Origin of the sequence: Brevibacillus sp. FIR094 (assembly GCF_050477165.1) — a bacterium.
Lineage (GTDB): Bacteria > Bacillota > Bacilli > Brevibacillales > Brevibacillaceae > Brevibacillus.
This window is the reverse complement of record NZ_JBEAES010000007.1, coordinates 220827-236893: the sequence shown is the minus strand read 5'-3', so window position 1 is coordinate 236893 and position 16067 is coordinate 220827. Positions and strand designations below refer to the sequence as shown.

The following is a 16067-nucleotide window of genomic DNA, read 5'->3' as shown; positions in this document are numbered from 1 at the left end:
TGGTCGCATTCTCTTGAAGGTGTTTTGATTTGTCTTACGTTATGGGGTCAGTCCCAATCTTGTAACGATTATCTTATGTATCTTATTTTAGAAGTACGAAAGATTCGTTTATTTTCAAATCACCATACAGTTGGTCAAACAACTTGCCGTCTTCAGATTGGGAATCAAATGGATTGGACTGTGGAGTTGTATAGACATACACCATGTCGTTTGATTCTGCAATGGATGTCCCTACAGGCGGCCCTTCTTCGCTAGAGAGGCGAGCCCAATCCGTTTTTGTAAAAACGGAGATCATCAGAAGAGTTTCAGAACCTTTTCCATCCTTCGTCGTATAATCGAATTGCACTACATGCTTGGCTGATGGCAAAATATTGTTTGCATCTACACCTGCATATTGGTTCACCTTGTAATGCCCGTTCCAAGAAGTTGGCGGCTTAAAGCTGAAATTTTCTTCAGGGTTAGTATAAAGATCAGTTTTTCCGCTTTCCTGCGCAACAGGTTGTGCAGAGTGTCCTACGTTGCCATAGTTAACAGCGAGTGTGATGCCGATCGCTACGACGGATGTCAGTATGGTGCCGACGATGATTTTTTTGAAATTCATGTTGGTTTCCTCTCTCTTTGTGCAAGGCGTAGTGTAGTTTGTAAGTTCATTATAAACAAACAACATATGAAGAGCGTTACAGAAAAGTTACATTTTTCTATTCCGTAAAATATTTTTTCTGGCATTTAACAAAAGCGAGATTGTGATGAGGCTGTAGAATGATCGGTTTTTAGGTAAAACGATGTAATAAACAAAAGGCCCTCACAAAGGCCACTAATGACTTCTAATGGCTCATAGTTTACCCACGGAGTATCGTCGAAACGAGGTTCAGCAGATACAAATCAGATAGAGGTTAAGCAGGGTGGTAGATTAGGCTGGTCTGCGAGTTCTGGAATTCAGCTTAAGTTACTTCCTATTCACAGACCATTGATATTGACTAAAAAATCGCTTCATCTACTGCCAGATCGTAACACTCTGCATCCAATCGTACTCTTCTTGAGTCCAGATACGGAAGACATAACGTTTCACAATCCTCATGAGGCGGACTTACACGTCTACATTCATCTATACATTCGCGAAAGCTAGGAAGAAATTCAACCAATTGACCATTCACTTTCTTGAATCGCTTAGATTTTTTCTTTTTCAAGTGATATCCCCTCCTGATGACGATCTAAGATAGCGTACGAACTCAATAATCCTTTTGATTGGCCAAATGTCCCCATGTATCGAAAATGTATGTAGATCAGTATTCAGGAACATCACCAAGGTGGGATGTAAGCTTTAGTAGGCTGACAGTGACATAATGTGTAAGGAAGAAAGGGCGATGCAAATAGTAATAAAGCCCGTCTTCACAATCAAGACGGGCTAAAATCTACTCATGTATTACTGAATCGTATAAGTAGCTACGATGACATTTTGATCCTCATAGGAATAGGGGGCTTGAAATTGTACGTAGCGATACCCGTCCGTATCGGCCTTAATAATGATTCCTGTCGTACCGCTCCATATCTGTTTATTTTGAGCATTATAGACTGTGTAATTCGCGAAGCTACCTCTTGGACTAATACGGAGCTCCTGCCCTTTCTTTAGATAAATCGCTTCTTTTGGACTTAACTGCCCAGGAGTTAGGTAGTAATATTTGGTGAATTGTTGTTCTTGTTTTTGTTGCTCCATGGTTACTGTGTCTGTTTCACCTTGTACTTGAGCATTGGTAGAAGCGGAAGCATATACAGGTGCGCCAGAGAGGAGTAAAGCGAGCATCGAAATAGAGAGAAGCTGTTTTTTCATACCTAGTACACTCCTTAGTATCAATTCTGATCAAATTCGAAATACACGAACTAAAGGTAATTATACTCAATTGGAATGAAATGGTAAATATTTACATACAAAAAGTTAGAAGGAAGCCTATTCATATTTCAAGATCACTACTCGCTATCACGGTGGTTGTCATGGAAAATGACACGGATTATCTTGTGGCAGGGATATCTCTCCAGAAGGCATTGAAGAAGCCAAGGGGCGGCAGTTCTCTTGTGTCTGGTTCGGGGCGAGAAGAAGAATGCATCTATCATGAAATAACAACATGTTCCGCACACGTGTTCACGATTGGGAGCGCGAGCAATACATGATTGTTTACTAATTAGTATGTTGTCGAAATTGGGTTGGTCAGGGACCTTCTCTATGTAGTTCCAAGGCAATCTTTCTATTGTATGGATATTAAAAATTTCAAACTCCATCGGTTTAGACTCCCAAATCTCCCTACATTCAACTTCATAAGTAAGGAGGAACCTCGCTTATTTGAAAGTAATGTTTGTATATATCACAAGATTTAAGACACCTATTTGGAGCTGGATGCAAAATGAGACAGCAGCGATATATAAAGCTGTTCGACCGACACTTTTGAATTGCTGATTATGATTTACAAAAGAAACGGCGTCATTCGTAAACAATGGGACCCCCTTTATCGTAATGAACGGTGGAAGTGGAGAATCTTGGATAGGCAGAGTACAGAGCATGCATAAGAGAAATTATGATGGGGCTGTAGAATTAACGGTTTTAAGGTGCAGACGTGAAAGGCATTAAGCCGCTCGGGGAAAGAACCGGGCGGCTCTTTTGTTAAAATCGTAGGTGATAGAACAGAGTGTCACACTCCTTCTACTAAAGCGTAACGTGGGAGGAGCGGACAAAAAGATGGGCTCAAAGCTTATTGATGTCAAAGAGGGAGAAAAAAGGAGAAAGAGGGCAGCTTAGCCGCCCATAACACTGGACAGAAATTAGCACTCATCACAGCTACAAGCAACAATTGTTAATAAAACGAAAAGAACCAGAACTAAAGCAAAATTGTCGTCAAAAAATCCCATTGATATCACCCCTTCAAGTGTATGAGGAAGTACCTCAAACTCAAGCTATGCAAATTGAGTAGCTATGTAAGGGCGATATCACAGTAAGTGGAAAATTTGGGCATGCAATAAACTGTTACCTGTCATGTCCAACAACGAAGAAAGGCTATCCCTTAGCCACATTCATGGCATTTGGGACAACCTTCTTGGAACTTAGCTCCCACTACCAAGGGCATAAGCATCTGCCATGATAAATAATGCATGAGTCTCCGCAAGGCTCGTTTGAAGATTTTGAACCTAACTTTTTCAGAAGCTTTTTCAGCATGATCATTCACCTCCATGATAATTTTTTTTCATGTATTACCATCTTATCGTGGGTAAGTGATTATAAGAACATGATTTTTACTTACAAATTGTGTACGTTGTCAAAGTTTCAAGCCGGTTCGAAGGACTTGGAAATAATCTGAAGTGATTTCGTCTAAATTGGAGTCTATTTTCTCAAGATACCTCCACACATTGATCTGACCAATGCAAAGCTGGGGTTTCTGAAGAGATATTAGAATTTTGTAATTCTGCAGACTTGCAGTCAGCCCAATCACGGAAAAAGATAAAGTCATTTTTCACCCCAGCGAATCATGGATTTACGCTGCATCAAAATCGAAAATAACAGGATCACTCCAGAGCCTATTAAGCCAATAACACTCATCAGCGTATCATAGGGGTGATACTGATGGGTAAAAACTTGAGCAGTAGAAAGTCCCCACAAAAGTGTAGGAATAGACAAAAAGATATGTATTTTTCCGTTAGGCCTGAACCTGACATAGATAAGAGCTACTACCGTAGAAACGAGATAACTGAAAGAGAAAAGGATCGTGTCCCAGGTCGAAATGGTTACTGGAATATCGCTGGCGCGAAGCGATTTACAGGCCCAAAGAATACAGAACCAAAAAGCAAAGGCCAAACCAATCATCATTTTCAAAAGACTTTTCATGCTTTCTTCTCCCTGCTAATTTGATCCGCCATTAAATGGTTTAATTGGTGAAATGGTATCACGAATGAAAAAAAACATCATACCGATAGTTAAACTGTCGGTGAATGATGTTTGATTACAATAAACGATGCACAATCTACTTTAATTTCTTTTACCTCACTATTTCATTTGGTGTTAAACGTTATAGGTCGGCCATCCGCAATATCCGTCAGCTTCACATGGGACACGTTGTTCTTTTGCGCTGCTTACCCCAGGAAATGAAAGCGATAGAAATAATGCAGCAGCAATACCAAACAGAGCAATTTTTTTCATAATTCTTCCCCCTCATATACAGTCTTCTGCTATAAAAGACGAACGAAATTAGGATGATAGGCAGACGGAAAAAGACCATCCCTCTGCCACGCACATAGCTGCTGGGACGGCCTTTCTAAGTACTATCTAACATTACGCGGGACACATGCAATGTTTTCCTGCTGGTATGCACTCACGAGGGCATGGGAGGATTGAGTTAGCACCAATTTTTTGAAGTAATTTCTTCAACATTGTTATTCACCTCCTGTTATGGAAAAATATAACTTTCAAACCAATGATAACACAAATGCGCTCTAGTTAACATATAAAATACGAAAAATTCGGAAAATAAAAATCTGCTAATGAAATGTCAGTGTCGCAGTTATTAAACTACCAACAAATGAAAGGAGATACACTTGCAGTAATTTCTTTAAATATTCCTTTACAGGAATATTCCCTTCAGTGTATATTTTACCTAACAAGATGATCACAATAACGCTGAGGGGGATGAGATGAACGTAGAATCCATCATGTAACGAGGTGAGTGACATGTCAGGGATGAATCCGGGCATGGACATGGCGACGCTAAGTGCTTTAGCTGAACCGAATCGTATGAAAATCGTCGAACTTTTGCGCGATGGTCCTCTAACTGTAGGGGAAATCGCCGAACACTTGGGGCTTCGCCAGCCCCAAGCCTCGAAGCATTTGAAGGTGCTTAGTGACAACGGGATCGTGGATATGAAGGCCGAAGCCAACCGTCGAATTTACAAACTCAGGCCCGAGCCCTTCCAAGCGCTGGATTCTTGGGTGAAGTCATTCCAGCGTGTTATGGAAGAAAGATTCGATAATCTGGAAGACTATTTGCGGGAACTGCAAAACAAGGAAAATACTTGAGATCCATTCAAATGAATGAGGAGGAATTACTATGTCAAGAAACGCAATGGTTTCAAGGGTAGAGAATGAGCGGGTGCTGGTACTAGAGCGTGTATTCGACGCGCCTAGAGATCTCGTGTTCCAGATGTTTAAGGAGCCTGAGCATCTCAAACGTTGGTGGGGACCGAAAGGCTGGGAACTTCCGGTTTGTAACGTTGAATTCCGACCAGGCGGGGTATGGCACTACTGCATGAAATGCGTCGATAAGAATCAAGGTGATTTTTACGGCATGGAATCTTGGGGCAAGGCCGTTTATAAGGAAATTGTCGAGCCGGAAAAGATCATCTATACCGATTACTTTTCAGATGCAGAAGGCAACACAAATGATACGATGCCTTCGACAGAGGTTATGATGGAATTCATCGATATGGATGGCAAAACGAAGCTGGTTAGCCGTTCAGAATATGTATCTGCGGAAGCCCTCAAAACTGTCATGGACATGGGCATGTTAGAGGGCATCACCCAAACGTGGGATCGTTTGGAAGAGAGTCTGAACGAGATCAAGTAGGGGACATATAGGAAAGTCCGCCTGGCATGGAGACCCGGCGGACTTTTCATTTTGGTTGCAGATTTATTTCACCATCAGCGCGATAAAATCGTTTAACTTATCTAACGAAATAATATTTTGGTTGCAGGTCACACTGTCTTGGCAAATGTAGTTTCCTTTTTTCAAATACGTTCCATCCCCAGAGCCTTTGGCTTCAAGGACGAACATGCCGATTTCCTCTAGGCGATTACAGATCGCACAAACTCCTTTTTTGTTTACGTTTGTAAACTGTCCGTGAATGCCGATCAGTTTTCCTTCGTGGTAAGCGACAATATATTTCTTTTCCGTGGCAGTGTCTAGCCAGCTCAAATAAGAAGTTTCTGAAAAATCAATTTCAGCTAAATTCGAGACTTTTAGCTTCTTTACCTTTGGAAAGAGCTTCTTAATGGAAGACTCTGTGGGAGCAGGGAATGGAATCACAAACGGTGAAAGCTGATACAAAAAGTGCTTTCCTTCTGCCTTTTCTTTCATCGAGTCAATGGGATGCAAAATCTCTTTTTGCTCTTCCGTCATGTTCGGGAACAACTGAAAGATTTCTTCATAGGCGATTTCTTTGCGAGCTCGAATCACGTTGACATCTGTACTAGTCGCATAGGCGTTCATGATTGCTTGAACGCGTGATTTAATGAAGTGATACTGATGCGTATGGATGAAAGGTTCCATATTACGGTTCCTCCTGTTTCTGTCTTGTAAGGTGGGTTCTTCTTTACTTTAGTGTGTTTGCAAGAGAGGAGAAAGGGAGAAGACATTTCGCAAAAAAACTCGCCATAAAAAAGCACTGACAACTTGAATGGAAAGGTTGTCAGTGCTTTATAAACGTCGTCTATTTGGTATACACGATTTTCTTAATCGTCTCTGTAGACAAAAAGTATTCTTCCGCCAACTGTGAAATAGCCGTCCCAGCCCGAAAGCTGCTTTTAATAGCTGTATTTCGCTCATCCAGGAGTTTTCTCCCGCCAGTGCGCGTCCCCCATTTTTGATGGGTTACTTTTGTCTTTGGAATATAAATGGTTTCTCCTTGCACGTACTTTTGAATTTCTGCGAGTAACGATTCAGGAAGGATTAAATTTGCTTTCACACATTTCATTTCTGCTCGCTCCTTATTTATAGATAGACAAATAAGGGGCAAAGCCAAGAAATAGAAAATGAGATACGCAAATGAAGGCGATGATTCGATTAAACGAGAGACCACCTCATGCAAAGTATCGCCTCACTATTTCTAGGCTTTGCATGAGCTGCTGCGGTATGTGGCAAATTGAGAGCATTCGCCATTGGTACACCCCCCTCGAGGTCCATTTTAAAAACGGTGTTCCCTTTCCTTTTCGAAAAGGGAGTATTTGTAATTATATAAGAAAACGGCTTTTTTGTATAACGATACTTACAATAATGTAAGTGGATATGTAAGGAAAGTCGATGGGAATGATCTCGATCGACCATTAAAGTAATACTTGCTGGACTAGCAGGAGAGAGAAAGGGGAAAGTCATCATGAAATTACGCAATAAATTCAGTGTGGGTGTGGGTTTGCTTGTTGCGACTGTCTTATTTACAGGATGCTCCCAGGATGCAAATGGAGTTATCTTGTATGGAACGGAACAGCAAATTGATCAAGCATTAACAGAACAGTCGAAAGATGTGCTCTCTACTGATAATTACCATGTGAAAATGGTTACTGTTGGAGAACAAAATGCGATGGTCATGAACAAAACGATGGCCCAATCGCTGCTGGAGAAGGAACTGCTAAGAAAAGTAGATGAAGGGAATAACACGACACCAATCGATGCCTTACCACAGATCACAAGTGATGCAGGAGTATACTTTGCCAAAACTGAAACGGCCAATCTGAATATTGGTCCGAACAAGCTCACGTATCAAGGCAACGTGATCATTGGCGATGGGCGGAGCTATGCTGATCTTTTCGTGATTGTGGATGATGCAGCTTGGGATCAAGTGGAGGGAACCGCCAAGAAAGTCTCGGTATGGGGATACGACAAAGATCCTAAGAATGAGATAGGTACTTTTGATGTAGAAACGGAACAGCTCATTCACATGAAAGAACAAAATAAGCGTAAATAAAAGAAAGAAATTGGATTGCTCATTTACAACTTTTTGAAAGTCAAATATAGTAAAAGTACCTAACGTGAAAAGAGGTTTTGATTGAATATGATGAAACTGATAATCGCGAAATAAAATTCAAACGAATTTTATAGGGGAAAAGGTCAAATGAAGGGCGCGCCCTTGGTTTATTTTTTGTACCTTTTTTCAAAAGCGATTAGAAGGCATTATATCTCATTCAAACAAATTTCACGTTAATGCATCATATCTATTCTAGTAGGGATAGGTATGTTTATCACAACGATAAATTTGACCATGAGAAGGGAGTTCTTCTCGTGGTCTTTTTTATTTGGAAAGAAGGGATTGCTGAAAAGGAATGGATGATGACAAAAGTACAAAACAAAAAATCGGAGGTTTGAACATGAGTGACTATTCATTGATAAGCGACTACAAGCATGTCGAAACATACAAGGAAAGCTTTAATGACCTCGCTATGCAGATCTTTCAGCTCAATTTTAAAGAATGGTATAACAAGGGCTTTTGGAACGATAACTATGTCTGCTATTCCTATCTGGATGGGGATCAGATTATTGCCAACGCTTCCGTAAGTAAGATGATCGTGAACATCAATGGTAAGGACTATAAGGCGCTTCAGGTAGGAACGGTCATGACTCATCCAGCTCATCGCAATCAAGGATTGGCAGCAAAGCTGATGAACCATATTATTCAAACGTATGGGAAGGAATACGATTTTATTTATTTGTATGCCAATGATACCGTGCTCGATTTTTATCCGAAGTTTGGATTTGAGAGCGTACAGGAAAGTAGTTTTTGTTTGTTGGCATCTGATTTGAAAAAACAAGTAGAACAAAAATCGGTCTTGCGCAAGCTGGATGTTGATAGCGAGGCTGATTATCTTGTCATGAAGGAATTTGCCGCCAAGCGAATCCCCGTATCATCGAGATTGGGCGTCAAGGATAGTGAGCATCTGTTGATGTTTTACTTTCTCCTCGCTTTTCGGGATGCGATCTATTATCTCGAAGAGGAGGATGTGATCGTATTGTTTGAACGCGAGGATGACCAGCTGCATGTATTTGATTTGGTAAGTAAAAAGCCAGTTGATATAGAAGCGGTTATTTCTCATTTGGTATCGCCTGAGACAGCGCTCATTCATTTTCACTTTATGCCGGATAGTGAGAATGAGAAGATCCAATCTGCTTTGATGACAACCACGGATGATGTCTTATTTGTTCGTCCCTCGTTCAAAATGGAGACAGAACATTTTCGTTATCCGCTAACTTCACACGCATAAAAGGTCCAAAAAAACAGTTATTACAAGAGAGAAGTTGTGATGACTGTTTTTTTGTTTTTAGGTACAACGTAAAACATAACCAAAACTCAAGAAATACTTAAACAATGTTCTTGAAAGATTAGGTAAAATGATACCGAAATACCTGTTACTATGGATGAATCCTTTTATTATTTTATCGCTGGAATCTCTAAGACTCAAAGGAGGCTATTTACATGAATGACAGAAAGGTTCAAAAAGTTATTATAATCACAACCACGCTAGCTTCTCTGTTCTTCGTTCCTGCTGCGAAATCGTATGCTGACTCTAAAATTATTCTTGGATATTATACTGGTGATTCTACAATAGAATTTCGCCAATTCCATACATACATGAATCAAATTTCTACTGATACCCTGAATACAGATAGTAACGGTAATATTGTAGGAAATGTACCAAAGCAAGCTGTCTCCTACGCAAATTCGGTAAACGTGTTACCATACGCTCTGGTGTCCAATTATAGCGCAAACGGGTGGGATAGTAACATTGCACATCAAGTGCTCACTAACTCCAAAGCGAAAAACACCCTGATAAAAAATATGCTGTCTCTTGTGAAAAAAAATAAGTACAAAGGCATTAACATTGACTTCGAAGCTGTTTTGCCAAAGGACCGTAAGGCATTGACTGCGTTCGTCAAAGAGGTTTCGAAAACGATGAGAGCCAACAACTTTCTAACGATGGTCTCCGTTCCAGCAAAATCCACAGACGATCCTTCAGATGATTGGACTGGAGCATTCGATTATGAGGCACTAGGAAATGCTGCTGATTATATACAGGTGATGACTTATGATGAGCATGGGGTTTGGAGTGATCCAGGTTCTGTAGCAAGTGCTCCGTGGATAGAATCTTCTCTTAAATTCTCTATCGACTATATTCCTTCCGAAAAGGTCATCATGGGTATTCCAGAATACGGGAATGATTGGAACTTATCTGATCCTACAAATAAAAGTAATTCCCTAGTAGAGTGGAAAAATATTTCGGATCTAATTGCTACTACAGGAGCAACACCAGTTAGGGACGAGGTTTCTGGTTCAATGTATTTCAATTACACGGATTCTGAAGGATTTAAACATGTCGTATGGTATGAAGACGAAACAAGTATAAAAAATAAGACGCATTATACTCAAACATACGAGTTAGCTGGTGTATCGACATATGCGATCGGTATGGAAGATCAAAAATTCTGGGAAGCTATCTCTTCTGGTCTAAAATAAATCCATTTGATATGGAACGAAATGAATGCATAATTTTGTCCCAGATTTAGGGCAAGATTATGCTTTCATGAACTTACGACGAAGAAAACAAGAAGAAAAATGATGAAACATAAGCTCTAGCTCTCATGAAATTAAAGTAAAACCCACTGCATACCAAGGTCCTTTAGTAAAAAGCTTCACTAATTGTTGTGCAATATATTTCGGCGAATATTTCATGTCATTTTTAACGATAGATTTCATAATTCTGTTTAATTAGGTAAGTAATGTGTAACGAATGAACTGCATTCGACTAGGTGAAACTTGAAACAAGATAAACTGAATGATAAAAATCCCGTATTTATTATTGAATACGGGATTTTCATTTCCTGTATACATTCAAGCAGTAGATTTGGCTCTTTGTTCGAAAATTAATCCTTTTGCAGGAGCTGAACTCTTTGTTGTAATTCCTGTTCGGTTAACGGTTCCAATTGCAACAAGGCCTCGTATGGATCATCACCCGGAATCTGAAAGTATCGAGCAAATGCAGGCTCTGTTTTGATGCCGCTTTGCTTCAGAGCCCTGATGTGTTGGTACGCATCCAAGCCTCCTATTTCTAACAATCGTGCTTCGATTTCCATATGACGATAGGCGTTTTGCTTTTCGACAGCTACCGGTTGAGCAAACAATTCAAACCAAAAGTCAGCTGTGAAAAACGAGATAACGCACGTGGGAATACTTTTTACATCTAGGTGTGTCACTTCAAATCCGAGCAAGTAGCCAAATGCTGTACGAGCAGCCTGCTCAAACTGTTCCAGATTATGACTCTCGCAAATAATATCCAGATCGCTTTGTTTGACGTCAATGTCCAATGGGATGGTTCCGGCAAGCACTGGACGGTAATCGGATAGTACTTTCATAATGTGCGTCTGTTGAATCGCTTCCCACGCTGCTTTTTGACGCATGGTTCCTCTGCCCAAGTAAGAGAGATCATGCCAATTTCTCATGAGACTACCTCCCTGTCTACTTTCTTTTAAAATAGTTTAGACAAAAGTGAATAAGTACGCAACGAAATCGGTAATCACTCGTATACCTAAAGGAAGGGAGTGTAGTAGATGGAAATATTTTTGTGGGTAGTGGTTGTGTTATTGTTCTTGCTAAGCATCGCAGGAATTTTCTTACCCGTTTTACCTGATACGATATTACTGTGGGCGGGCTTTTTGCTCTATCACTTTTTCATTGCAGACCCGGGAGCGGGATTGCCGGCATCCTTTTGGTGGGGAATGGTCGTTCTAAGTATTCTGCTTTACGGTGCTGACTTGCTGACGAATATGTATTTCGTGAAAAGATACGGAGGGTCCAAGTGGTCGTCCATTGCTGCTGCGGTCGGAATTGTTCTCGGGATTTTCGTTTTCCCACCGTTTGGTATGCTGATCTTGCCGTTCGTATTCGTCGTTCTCGTAGAGTTGGTGGTGCAGAAGCAGTCGATGGAGCGAGCAGTGAAAGCGGGCGTAGGCTCACTGATCGGATTTTTGGGAAGTGCAGTCGTAAAAGTGATCCTGCAAGTTACGATGATCATCTGGTTTTTTATCGCCAGATAATAGATAGAAAACGAAAAGGACAGCCTAGGCTGTCCTTTTTTACGTGGAAACTAGTGAATGAGTCGATAAACACCGATGACTTTACCGAGAATGGTGACATGCTCAAGGATGATCGGTTCCATCGTGGCATTTTCCGGTTGGAGACGGAAGTGATTTTTTTCTTTGAAAAATCTTTTAACGGTCGCTTCATCTTCTTCTGTCATGGCTACGACAATGTCACCATTGTTCGCTACGTGCTGTTGGCGAACAATGACGTAGTCTCCGTCGAGAATCCCGGCATCAATCATACTGTTCCCGGAGACGCGCAGCATATAGACCTTGTCAGAAGTCACGATATTGTCTGGAAGCGGGAAGTATTCTTCCACATCCTCAATGGCTGTAATCGGTTGTCCAGCGGTTACTTTGCCGATTACTGGCACACGGACGACTGAGTCTTCGAAATTGTCTTGAAAACGATCTTCATCTGATAGCAATTCGATGGCACGAGGTTTGGTAGGATCTCGACGAATGAGGCCTTTTTTCTCCAAGCGTGCCAAATGCCCATGTACCGTTGAGCTGGAAGCTAGTCCAACAGCCTCCCCAATTTCACGTACAGAAGGCGGATATCCTTTATCACGAACTTCCTTTCGTATGAACTCGATGATGGCTTGTTGTCTACTCGATAATTTTGACATAGAAAGACACCCCTGATTTCTCGAACATATTTTCCTATATTATACCATGGGAGCTTGCGTTCGACAAACATAAGTTCGATTCATTGTTGACATGAACATATGTTCTCATTTATTATGAGGCTACTGATCAGAACATATGTTTGTGAGGAGGCCATTATTATGAATTCATTGACAGTACGTAATCGTTTCGAGAAAAAAGAAGAACGTCTTGTTCGTTTTGGTATCACGAGAGGACAAGCTCTCTTGTTTCTTATTACATTTACTCTCTTTTTTTATTTGTTGACCGAACTAGTGTTTGCTTCTTCTCCAATAGAGGATCCACAAGGCATAGAAGTAACGGTACAATCTGGAGATAGCCTATGGTCGTTAGCAGTTCAATACAATACAGACGAGCATATGGATGTTCGCGACTATATAATAGAGATTAAGGATGCGAACGGCTTAGAGAACAACAGGATTTACCCAGGTCAGACTCTCATCCTTCCCGATACTCCGTAAGTGTTCGGCTGTCTTGCGGGATCATTCGAATGTGGTATAATGAAGCGGCACTACTACAGAGTGGGAGGAACCAGCAGTGGTATCTGACGCAGAAATTAAACGCATCAACGAATTGGTCAAAAAATCGCGCGAAGAAGGTTTGACCGAAGAGGAAAAGCTCGAACAAAAAGCATTGCGCCAAAAGTACATTGACGCCGTTAAGCTTTCATTGAGAGCAAATTTGGATTCCATCCGATATGTGGAAGACCTTGAAGAAAATAAGCCAAAACAGTAAGATAACAATTACTGATACGACAGACATCCTCGCTTGACGCTAGGGTGTCTTTTTCTGTGACAAACATAAGGCATTGATAGCAAGGGAGGGAAAGCGATGGCGTGGATAGCTGTGGCGGTTGGTGGAGCAGTTGGCTCTCTTTTGCGCTACCTATTGTCTTTGCTCGCGAATCAGCCGGGATGGCCGTGGGGAACCTGGATCGCCAATGTTTGTGGATCTTTGATCATCGGCATCTTGTTCGTGCTGGGGAAAGAACGTGGCTTTTTATCTCCGACACTCTATCTCTTATTTGCAACGGGGGTCATGGGAGGATTTACGACTTTCTCTAGCTTCTCCTTGGAAGTGGTCTCTTTTTGGGGAGAAGGCCACCTATTGCGTGGCACTTTGTACGCTCTCCTCAGTTTGGGAGTCGGTCTACTTTCTTGTGCGGTTGGAATATGGTTGGCTAGGCAATGGTCCTGATGCGTTCAATGACACGATACATGTGAGGGGGAATGAATGTGAGTACACAGCATCGTGATTATGAATTGGAACAAAAAAAGCTGGATGAAACAATTTCAGCGATCGACGAAGAAATGGAGCAGCTTCGCAATGATATTCACGAGGCAACAGATGATTATGTCAAACAGGTCGTTAACTATAAAAAGGCTAAGGAATTGCGCTACCTGGAAGATCAGGGTCGAGAGAAGCCTTATTTCGGCAGAGTGGATTTCTTAAAGGATGAAATCTACGAGCTGGATCAGGTCTACATAGGAAAACGGGGAATTGTACGCAGCGATACGTTTGATTCTGTGGTCGTGGATTGGCGCGCGCCTATCGCCAGTCTTTATTATACCGGAGAGAGCAAAGAAGCGTTTTACCGGATGGGACGCGAGATCGTGCGTGGTGAAGTTCGATTAAAGCGTAATTTTGCGATCGAAGACGGAAAGATCGTAGGCATCTATGATGGAGCGGTAAAAGAAACGATTAATCGCGAAATGGGGCATCCTGACGAATTTTTGCAAGAGGGCTTCATTGATGAATTTTTGGCAGCCAATCTGAATCAAGCGAACGATAGCAGACTAAAAGACATCGTTGCTACGATTCAATCCGAGCAAAATGATATTATCCGGGCGGAAAAAGAACGGCCCATTGTTGTGCAAGGAGTAGCGGGGAGCGGAAAAACAACGATTGCTTTGCACCGACTCTCTTATTTGATTTATAACTACCAGGATTCCATGATGTCCAAAAAGTTCATGGTGTTTGCGCCTAACCGGATGTTTCTTACCTATATATCCGAGGTTTTACCTGAGCTGGGAGTCGATGATGTTCAACAGTCTACCTTTGTAGATTGGGCAGCGCGTCTTGTGAAGCCTCTGCTGCCAAAAGGATGGAGAATCGTGAGTCCCGATAAGCCTCTTCAATTGTTCTTCGAAGAGGGGCAGGATGAGCGCCAGCAAGAAATGACGCGAAACAGACTTCGCTTCAAAGGATCGCTCGCTTGTCGGGAGGCGCTGGAGCAATACATTCGGCATATCGTCGAAACGAGAATTCCTTTCAAGAAGCTCAGCTTTTTATACAACAAAACGAAGCAAGTATTTTCCATTCCAGGTGATTTTATTCTCCAATGCTTCTTGGAGCAATTCGCAAATATGCCGTATCATCGACGGGTAGAAGCGCTTCGCAAGCATTTGAAACAAGAAATGAACAAGCAATTGTTTTCCCATTTGCGAGAGCGAAAAGTCGATTTGGACAAAGAAGGCTTGTACAAATTCGAGAAAATGCTGGAGCAAATACTGGATACGTACCTGACTTCGTTTCCAAGACTGGAAATCTTCGCAGCTTATCGCGAGTTGATTGCGGACGAGGAATTGCTGCGCAAGCTCGTACCTGCTGACATTTCAGACGAAGTTGTGCGTGATGTGACTCAGTCGAGTGCTGCACTGTTTGCAGAGGAGAGATTGGAGCCGGAAGATATCGCGCCTCTGCTATACTTGCAGCATATTGTTGAAGGAATGAATAAAGCAGAGCATTTTGATCATACGGTCGTGGATGAAGCACAAGACTTGAGTGCGCTTGAAATAGCCGTCATTGCATTGGCAACCAAGCGAAACTCGCTAACGATCGTCGGAGATATTGCGCAAGGCATTCATAGTTACCGGGGGATTCATGCCTGGGAAGAGTTGACGAAGGGGATTTTTGCACAGCTGTTTCCTTCTTATTATACGTTGTCGCAAAGCTATCGTTCGACCATTGAGATCATGCGCTGTGCCAATGAAGTGTTGCGGCAAATTGAATTGCCCGAGACGGTATTGGCAAAACCGGTTTTGCGACATGGTGAAAAACCAATCATGGTCAAGGCTCGTTCACGAGCGCAACTTTGGGAGGACATCGCTTCGCGTGTGGTTGCCTACCAGTCGGAAGGCTTCAAAACGATTGCGATCGTAGCGAAAACCATTCAAGCGAGTAAAAAAGCACATAAAGGCCTGCAAGACAAAATAGCTGATCTGACCCTGTTAGGCACCAAAGATAACCAATTTCCGGGTGGCGTAATCATCATGCCTGCTTTTTTAACGAAAGGCTTGCAGTTCGATGTGGTCATTCTACTGGATGTAGACGCCTATCAAAATAATGAATGGGACGCAAAACTGTTGTATGTCGCGATGACACGTCCAGTCCATCGCCTTGCAATGACGCAGGTTGATGACGTTTCTTCACCGTTGCTGAAAGATTTACCGACAGAGCTGTACACCTTGTCTACTGACGAATAACATTCTCATCATCAAAGAAAACCCTCTGCCTGTAAAAAAG

The 16067-nt window shown here is 41.9% G+C and carries 20 protein-coding genes and 1 pseudogene; 10 read left to right on the top strand and 11 right to left on the bottom strand.

The genetic code is table 11. The annotated features are described in order from the left end of the window. Nucleotides 1-82 precede the first annotated feature (82 nt). From ACQ5DJ_RS08265 to ACQ5DJ_RS08240, 6 genes are all read right to left on the bottom strand, one after another. On the bottom strand, nt 83-601 hold the full coding sequence (locus ACQ5DJ_RS08265; protein ID WP_429842010.1) for a hypothetical protein: 519 nt from the start codon (nt 599-601) through the stop codon (nt 83-85). A gap of 376 nt (nt 602-977) precedes the next feature. Next, nucleotides 978-1187 carry a hypothetical protein gene (locus tag ACQ5DJ_RS08260; RefSeq protein ID WP_429842009.1) on the bottom strand — a complete coding sequence of 70 codons (210 nt, stop codon included), beginning with the start codon at nt 1185-1187 and terminating at the stop codon, nt 978-980. A 236-nt stretch (nt 1188-1423) separates the two neighbouring features. Next, nucleotides 1424-1828, bottom strand: coding sequence for a hypothetical protein (locus tag ACQ5DJ_RS08255; RefSeq protein ID WP_429842008.1), 405 nt, complete (start codon nt 1826-1828; stop codon nt 1424-1426). Between the two features lie 983 nt (nt 1829-2811). Beyond that, a complete protein-coding gene (locus ACQ5DJ_RS08250) occupies nt 2812-2898 on the bottom strand; it encodes a YjcZ family sporulation protein (RefSeq protein WP_016743434.1) in 87 nt (28 codons plus the stop codon). Nucleotides 2899-3490: 592 nt separating this feature from the next. Continuing rightward, on the bottom strand, nt 3491-3868 hold the full coding sequence (locus ACQ5DJ_RS08245; protein ID WP_429842007.1) for a hypothetical protein: 378 nt from the start codon (nt 3866-3868) through the stop codon (nt 3491-3493). A gap of 174 nt (nt 3869-4042) precedes the next feature. Continuing rightward, the gene (locus ACQ5DJ_RS08240; RefSeq protein ID WP_429842006.1) at nt 4043-4180 is read right to left on the bottom strand and encodes a hypothetical protein; all 138 of its coding nucleotides are present in this window, start codon (nt 4178-4180) and stop codon (nt 4043-4045) included. 528 nt (nt 4181-4708) lie between these two features. On the opposite strand from ACQ5DJ_RS08240, the gene ACQ5DJ_RS08235 reads away from it, so the two are divergent. Continuing rightward, nucleotides 4709-5053 (top strand): ArsR/SmtB family transcription factor, encoded by a 345-nt coding sequence (locus tag ACQ5DJ_RS08235; protein ID WP_429842005.1) that lies wholly within the window; start codon nt 4709-4711, stop codon nt 5051-5053. A 31-nt stretch (nt 5054-5084) separates the two neighbouring features. Beyond that, a complete protein-coding gene (locus ACQ5DJ_RS08230) occupies nt 5085-5600 on the top strand; it encodes an SRPBCC domain-containing protein (protein ID WP_429842004.1) in 516 nt (171 codons plus the stop codon). Between the two features lie 63 nt (nt 5601-5663). On the opposite strand, the gene ACQ5DJ_RS08225 is transcribed toward ACQ5DJ_RS08230, so the two are convergent. Then, a complete protein-coding gene (locus ACQ5DJ_RS08225) occupies nt 5664-6302 on the bottom strand; it encodes a FusB/FusC family EF-G-binding protein (RefSeq protein WP_429842003.1) in 639 nt (212 codons plus the stop codon). 160 nt (nt 6303-6462) lie between these two features. Continuing rightward, nucleotides 6463-6726, bottom strand: coding sequence for a CD3324 family protein (locus tag ACQ5DJ_RS08220; RefSeq protein ID WP_007718970.1), 264 nt, complete (start codon nt 6724-6726; stop codon nt 6463-6465). Nucleotides 6727-7125: 399 nt separating this feature from the next. Between ACQ5DJ_RS08220 and ACQ5DJ_RS08215 the strand changes: the two genes are divergently transcribed. The 3 genes from ACQ5DJ_RS08215 to ACQ5DJ_RS08205 all read left to right on the top strand — a co-directional run bounded on the left by ACQ5DJ_RS08215 (nt 7126) and on the right by ACQ5DJ_RS08205 (nt 10254). Then, the gene (locus ACQ5DJ_RS08215; RefSeq protein WP_429842002.1) at nt 7126-7713 is read left to right on the top strand and encodes a lipoprotein BA_5634 family protein; all 588 of its coding nucleotides are present in this window, start codon (nt 7126-7128) and stop codon (nt 7711-7713) included. A gap of 400 nt (nt 7714-8113) precedes the next feature. Further along, entirely contained in the window at nt 8114-9004 is an 891-nt protein-coding gene (locus ACQ5DJ_RS08210) for a GNAT family N-acetyltransferase (RefSeq protein WP_429842001.1), read from the top strand. Nucleotides 9005-9216: 212 nt separating this feature from the next. Further along, a complete protein-coding gene (locus tag ACQ5DJ_RS08205) occupies nt 9217-10254 on the top strand; it encodes a glycosyl hydrolase family 18 protein (RefSeq protein WP_429842000.1) in 1038 nt (345 codons plus the stop codon). Between the two features lie 123 nt (nt 10255-10377). Here ACQ5DJ_RS08205 and ACQ5DJ_RS08200 read toward each other — a convergent pair. Further along, a pseudogene (locus ACQ5DJ_RS08200) lies at nt 10378-10482 on the bottom strand (TetR/AcrR family transcriptional regulator); the annotation flags it as partial. A 179-nt stretch (nt 10483-10661) separates the two neighbouring features. After that, nucleotides 10662-11237 carry a DUF4269 domain-containing protein gene (locus tag ACQ5DJ_RS08195; RefSeq protein ID WP_429841999.1) on the bottom strand — a complete coding sequence of 192 codons (576 nt, stop codon included), beginning with the start codon at nt 11235-11237 and terminating at the stop codon, nt 10662-10664. A 108-nt stretch (nt 11238-11345) separates the two neighbouring features. Here ACQ5DJ_RS08195 and ACQ5DJ_RS08190 point away from each other — a divergent pair, with 108 nt between their 5' ends. Beyond that, nucleotides 11346-11831, top strand: coding sequence for a DUF456 domain-containing protein (locus tag ACQ5DJ_RS08190; protein ID WP_429841998.1), 486 nt, complete (start codon nt 11346-11348; stop codon nt 11829-11831). 50 nt (nt 11832-11881) lie between these two features. On the opposite strand, the gene lexA is transcribed toward ACQ5DJ_RS08190, so the two are convergent. Further along, on the bottom strand, nt 11882-12505 hold the full coding sequence (gene lexA, locus ACQ5DJ_RS08185; protein ID WP_007718939.1) for a transcriptional repressor LexA: 624 nt from the start codon (nt 12503-12505) through the stop codon (nt 11882-11884). A gap of 159 nt (nt 12506-12664) precedes the next feature. Here lexA and yneA point away from each other — a divergent pair, with 159 nt between their 5' ends. The 4 genes from yneA (at nt 12665) to ACQ5DJ_RS08165 (ending at nt 16027) form a co-directional block, all read left to right on the top strand. Then, nucleotides 12665-13003: a cell division suppressor protein YneA gene (gene yneA / locus ACQ5DJ_RS08180; RefSeq protein WP_429841997.1), complete on the top strand. Its 339-nt coding sequence runs from the start codon at nt 12665-12667 to the stop codon at nt 13001-13003. Nucleotides 13004-13079: 76 nt separating this feature from the next. Further along, entirely contained in the window at nt 13080-13277 is a 198-nt protein-coding gene (locus tag ACQ5DJ_RS08175) for a DUF896 domain-containing protein (RefSeq protein ID WP_007718933.1), read from the top strand. A 96-nt stretch (nt 13278-13373) separates the two neighbouring features. Further along, a complete protein-coding gene (gene crcB / locus ACQ5DJ_RS08170; RefSeq protein ID WP_017249166.1) occupies nt 13374-13739 on the top strand; it encodes a fluoride efflux transporter CrcB in 366 nt (121 codons plus the stop codon). A 38-nt stretch (nt 13740-13777) separates the two neighbouring features. Then, nucleotides 13778-16027, top strand: coding sequence for a HelD family protein (locus ACQ5DJ_RS08165; protein ID WP_429841996.1), 2250 nt, complete (start codon nt 13778-13780; stop codon nt 16025-16027). The last annotated feature ends 40 nt before the right edge of the window (nt 16028-16067 follow it).

Coding starts and splice junctions, on each gene's coding strand:
- ACQ5DJ_RS08195 (WP_429841999.1), bottom strand. CDS start 11,237: ATGAGAAATTGGCATGATCTCTCTTACTTGGGCAGAGGAACCATGCGT.
- ACQ5DJ_RS08220 (WP_007718970.1), bottom strand. CDS start 6,726: ATGAAATGTGTGAAAGCAAATTTAATCCTTCCTGAATCGTTACTCGCA.
- ACQ5DJ_RS08265 (WP_429842010.1), bottom strand. CDS start 601: ATGAATTTCAAAAAAATCATCGTCGGCACCATACTGACATCCGTCGTA.
- ACQ5DJ_RS08245 (WP_429842007.1), bottom strand. CDS start 3,868: ATGAAAAGTCTTTTGAAAATGATGATTGGTTTGGCCTTTGCTTTTTGG.
- ACQ5DJ_RS08210 (WP_429842001.1), top strand. CDS start 8,114: ATGAGTGACTATTCATTGATAAGCGACTACAAGCATGTCGAAACATAC.
- yneA (WP_429841997.1), top strand. CDS start 12,665: ATGAATTCATTGACAGTACGTAATCGTTTCGAGAAAAAAGAAGAACGT.
- ACQ5DJ_RS08230 (WP_429842004.1), top strand. CDS start 5,085: ATGTCAAGAAACGCAATGGTTTCAAGGGTAGAGAATGAGCGGGTGCTG.
- ACQ5DJ_RS08255 (WP_429842008.1), bottom strand. CDS start 1,828: ATGAAAAAACAGCTTCTCTCTATTTCGATGCTCGCTTTACTCCTCTCT.
- ACQ5DJ_RS08235 (WP_429842005.1), top strand. CDS start 4,709: ATGTCAGGGATGAATCCGGGCATGGACATGGCGACGCTAAGTGCTTTA.
- ACQ5DJ_RS08215 (WP_429842002.1), top strand. CDS start 7,126: ATGAAATTACGCAATAAATTCAGTGTGGGTGTGGGTTTGCTTGTTGCG.
- lexA (WP_007718939.1), bottom strand. CDS start 12,505: ATGTCAAAATTATCGAGTAGACAACAAGCCATCATCGAGTTCATACGA.
- crcB (WP_017249166.1), top strand. CDS start 13,374: ATGGCGTGGATAGCTGTGGCGGTTGGTGGAGCAGTTGGCTCTCTTTTG.
- ACQ5DJ_RS08250 (WP_016743434.1), bottom strand. CDS start 2,898: ATGGGATTTTTTGACGACAATTTTGCTTTAGTTCTGGTTCTTTTCGTT.
- ACQ5DJ_RS08240 (WP_429842006.1), bottom strand. CDS start 4,180: ATGAAAAAAATTGCTCTGTTTGGTATTGCTGCTGCATTATTTCTATCG.
- ACQ5DJ_RS08225 (WP_429842003.1), bottom strand. CDS start 6,302: ATGGAACCTTTCATCCATACGCATCAGTATCACTTCATTAAATCACGC.
- ACQ5DJ_RS08190 (WP_429841998.1), top strand. CDS start 11,346: ATGGAAATATTTTTGTGGGTAGTGGTTGTGTTATTGTTCTTGCTAAGC.
- ACQ5DJ_RS08205 (WP_429842000.1), top strand. CDS start 9,217: ATGAATGACAGAAAGGTTCAAAAAGTTATTATAATCACAACCACGCTA.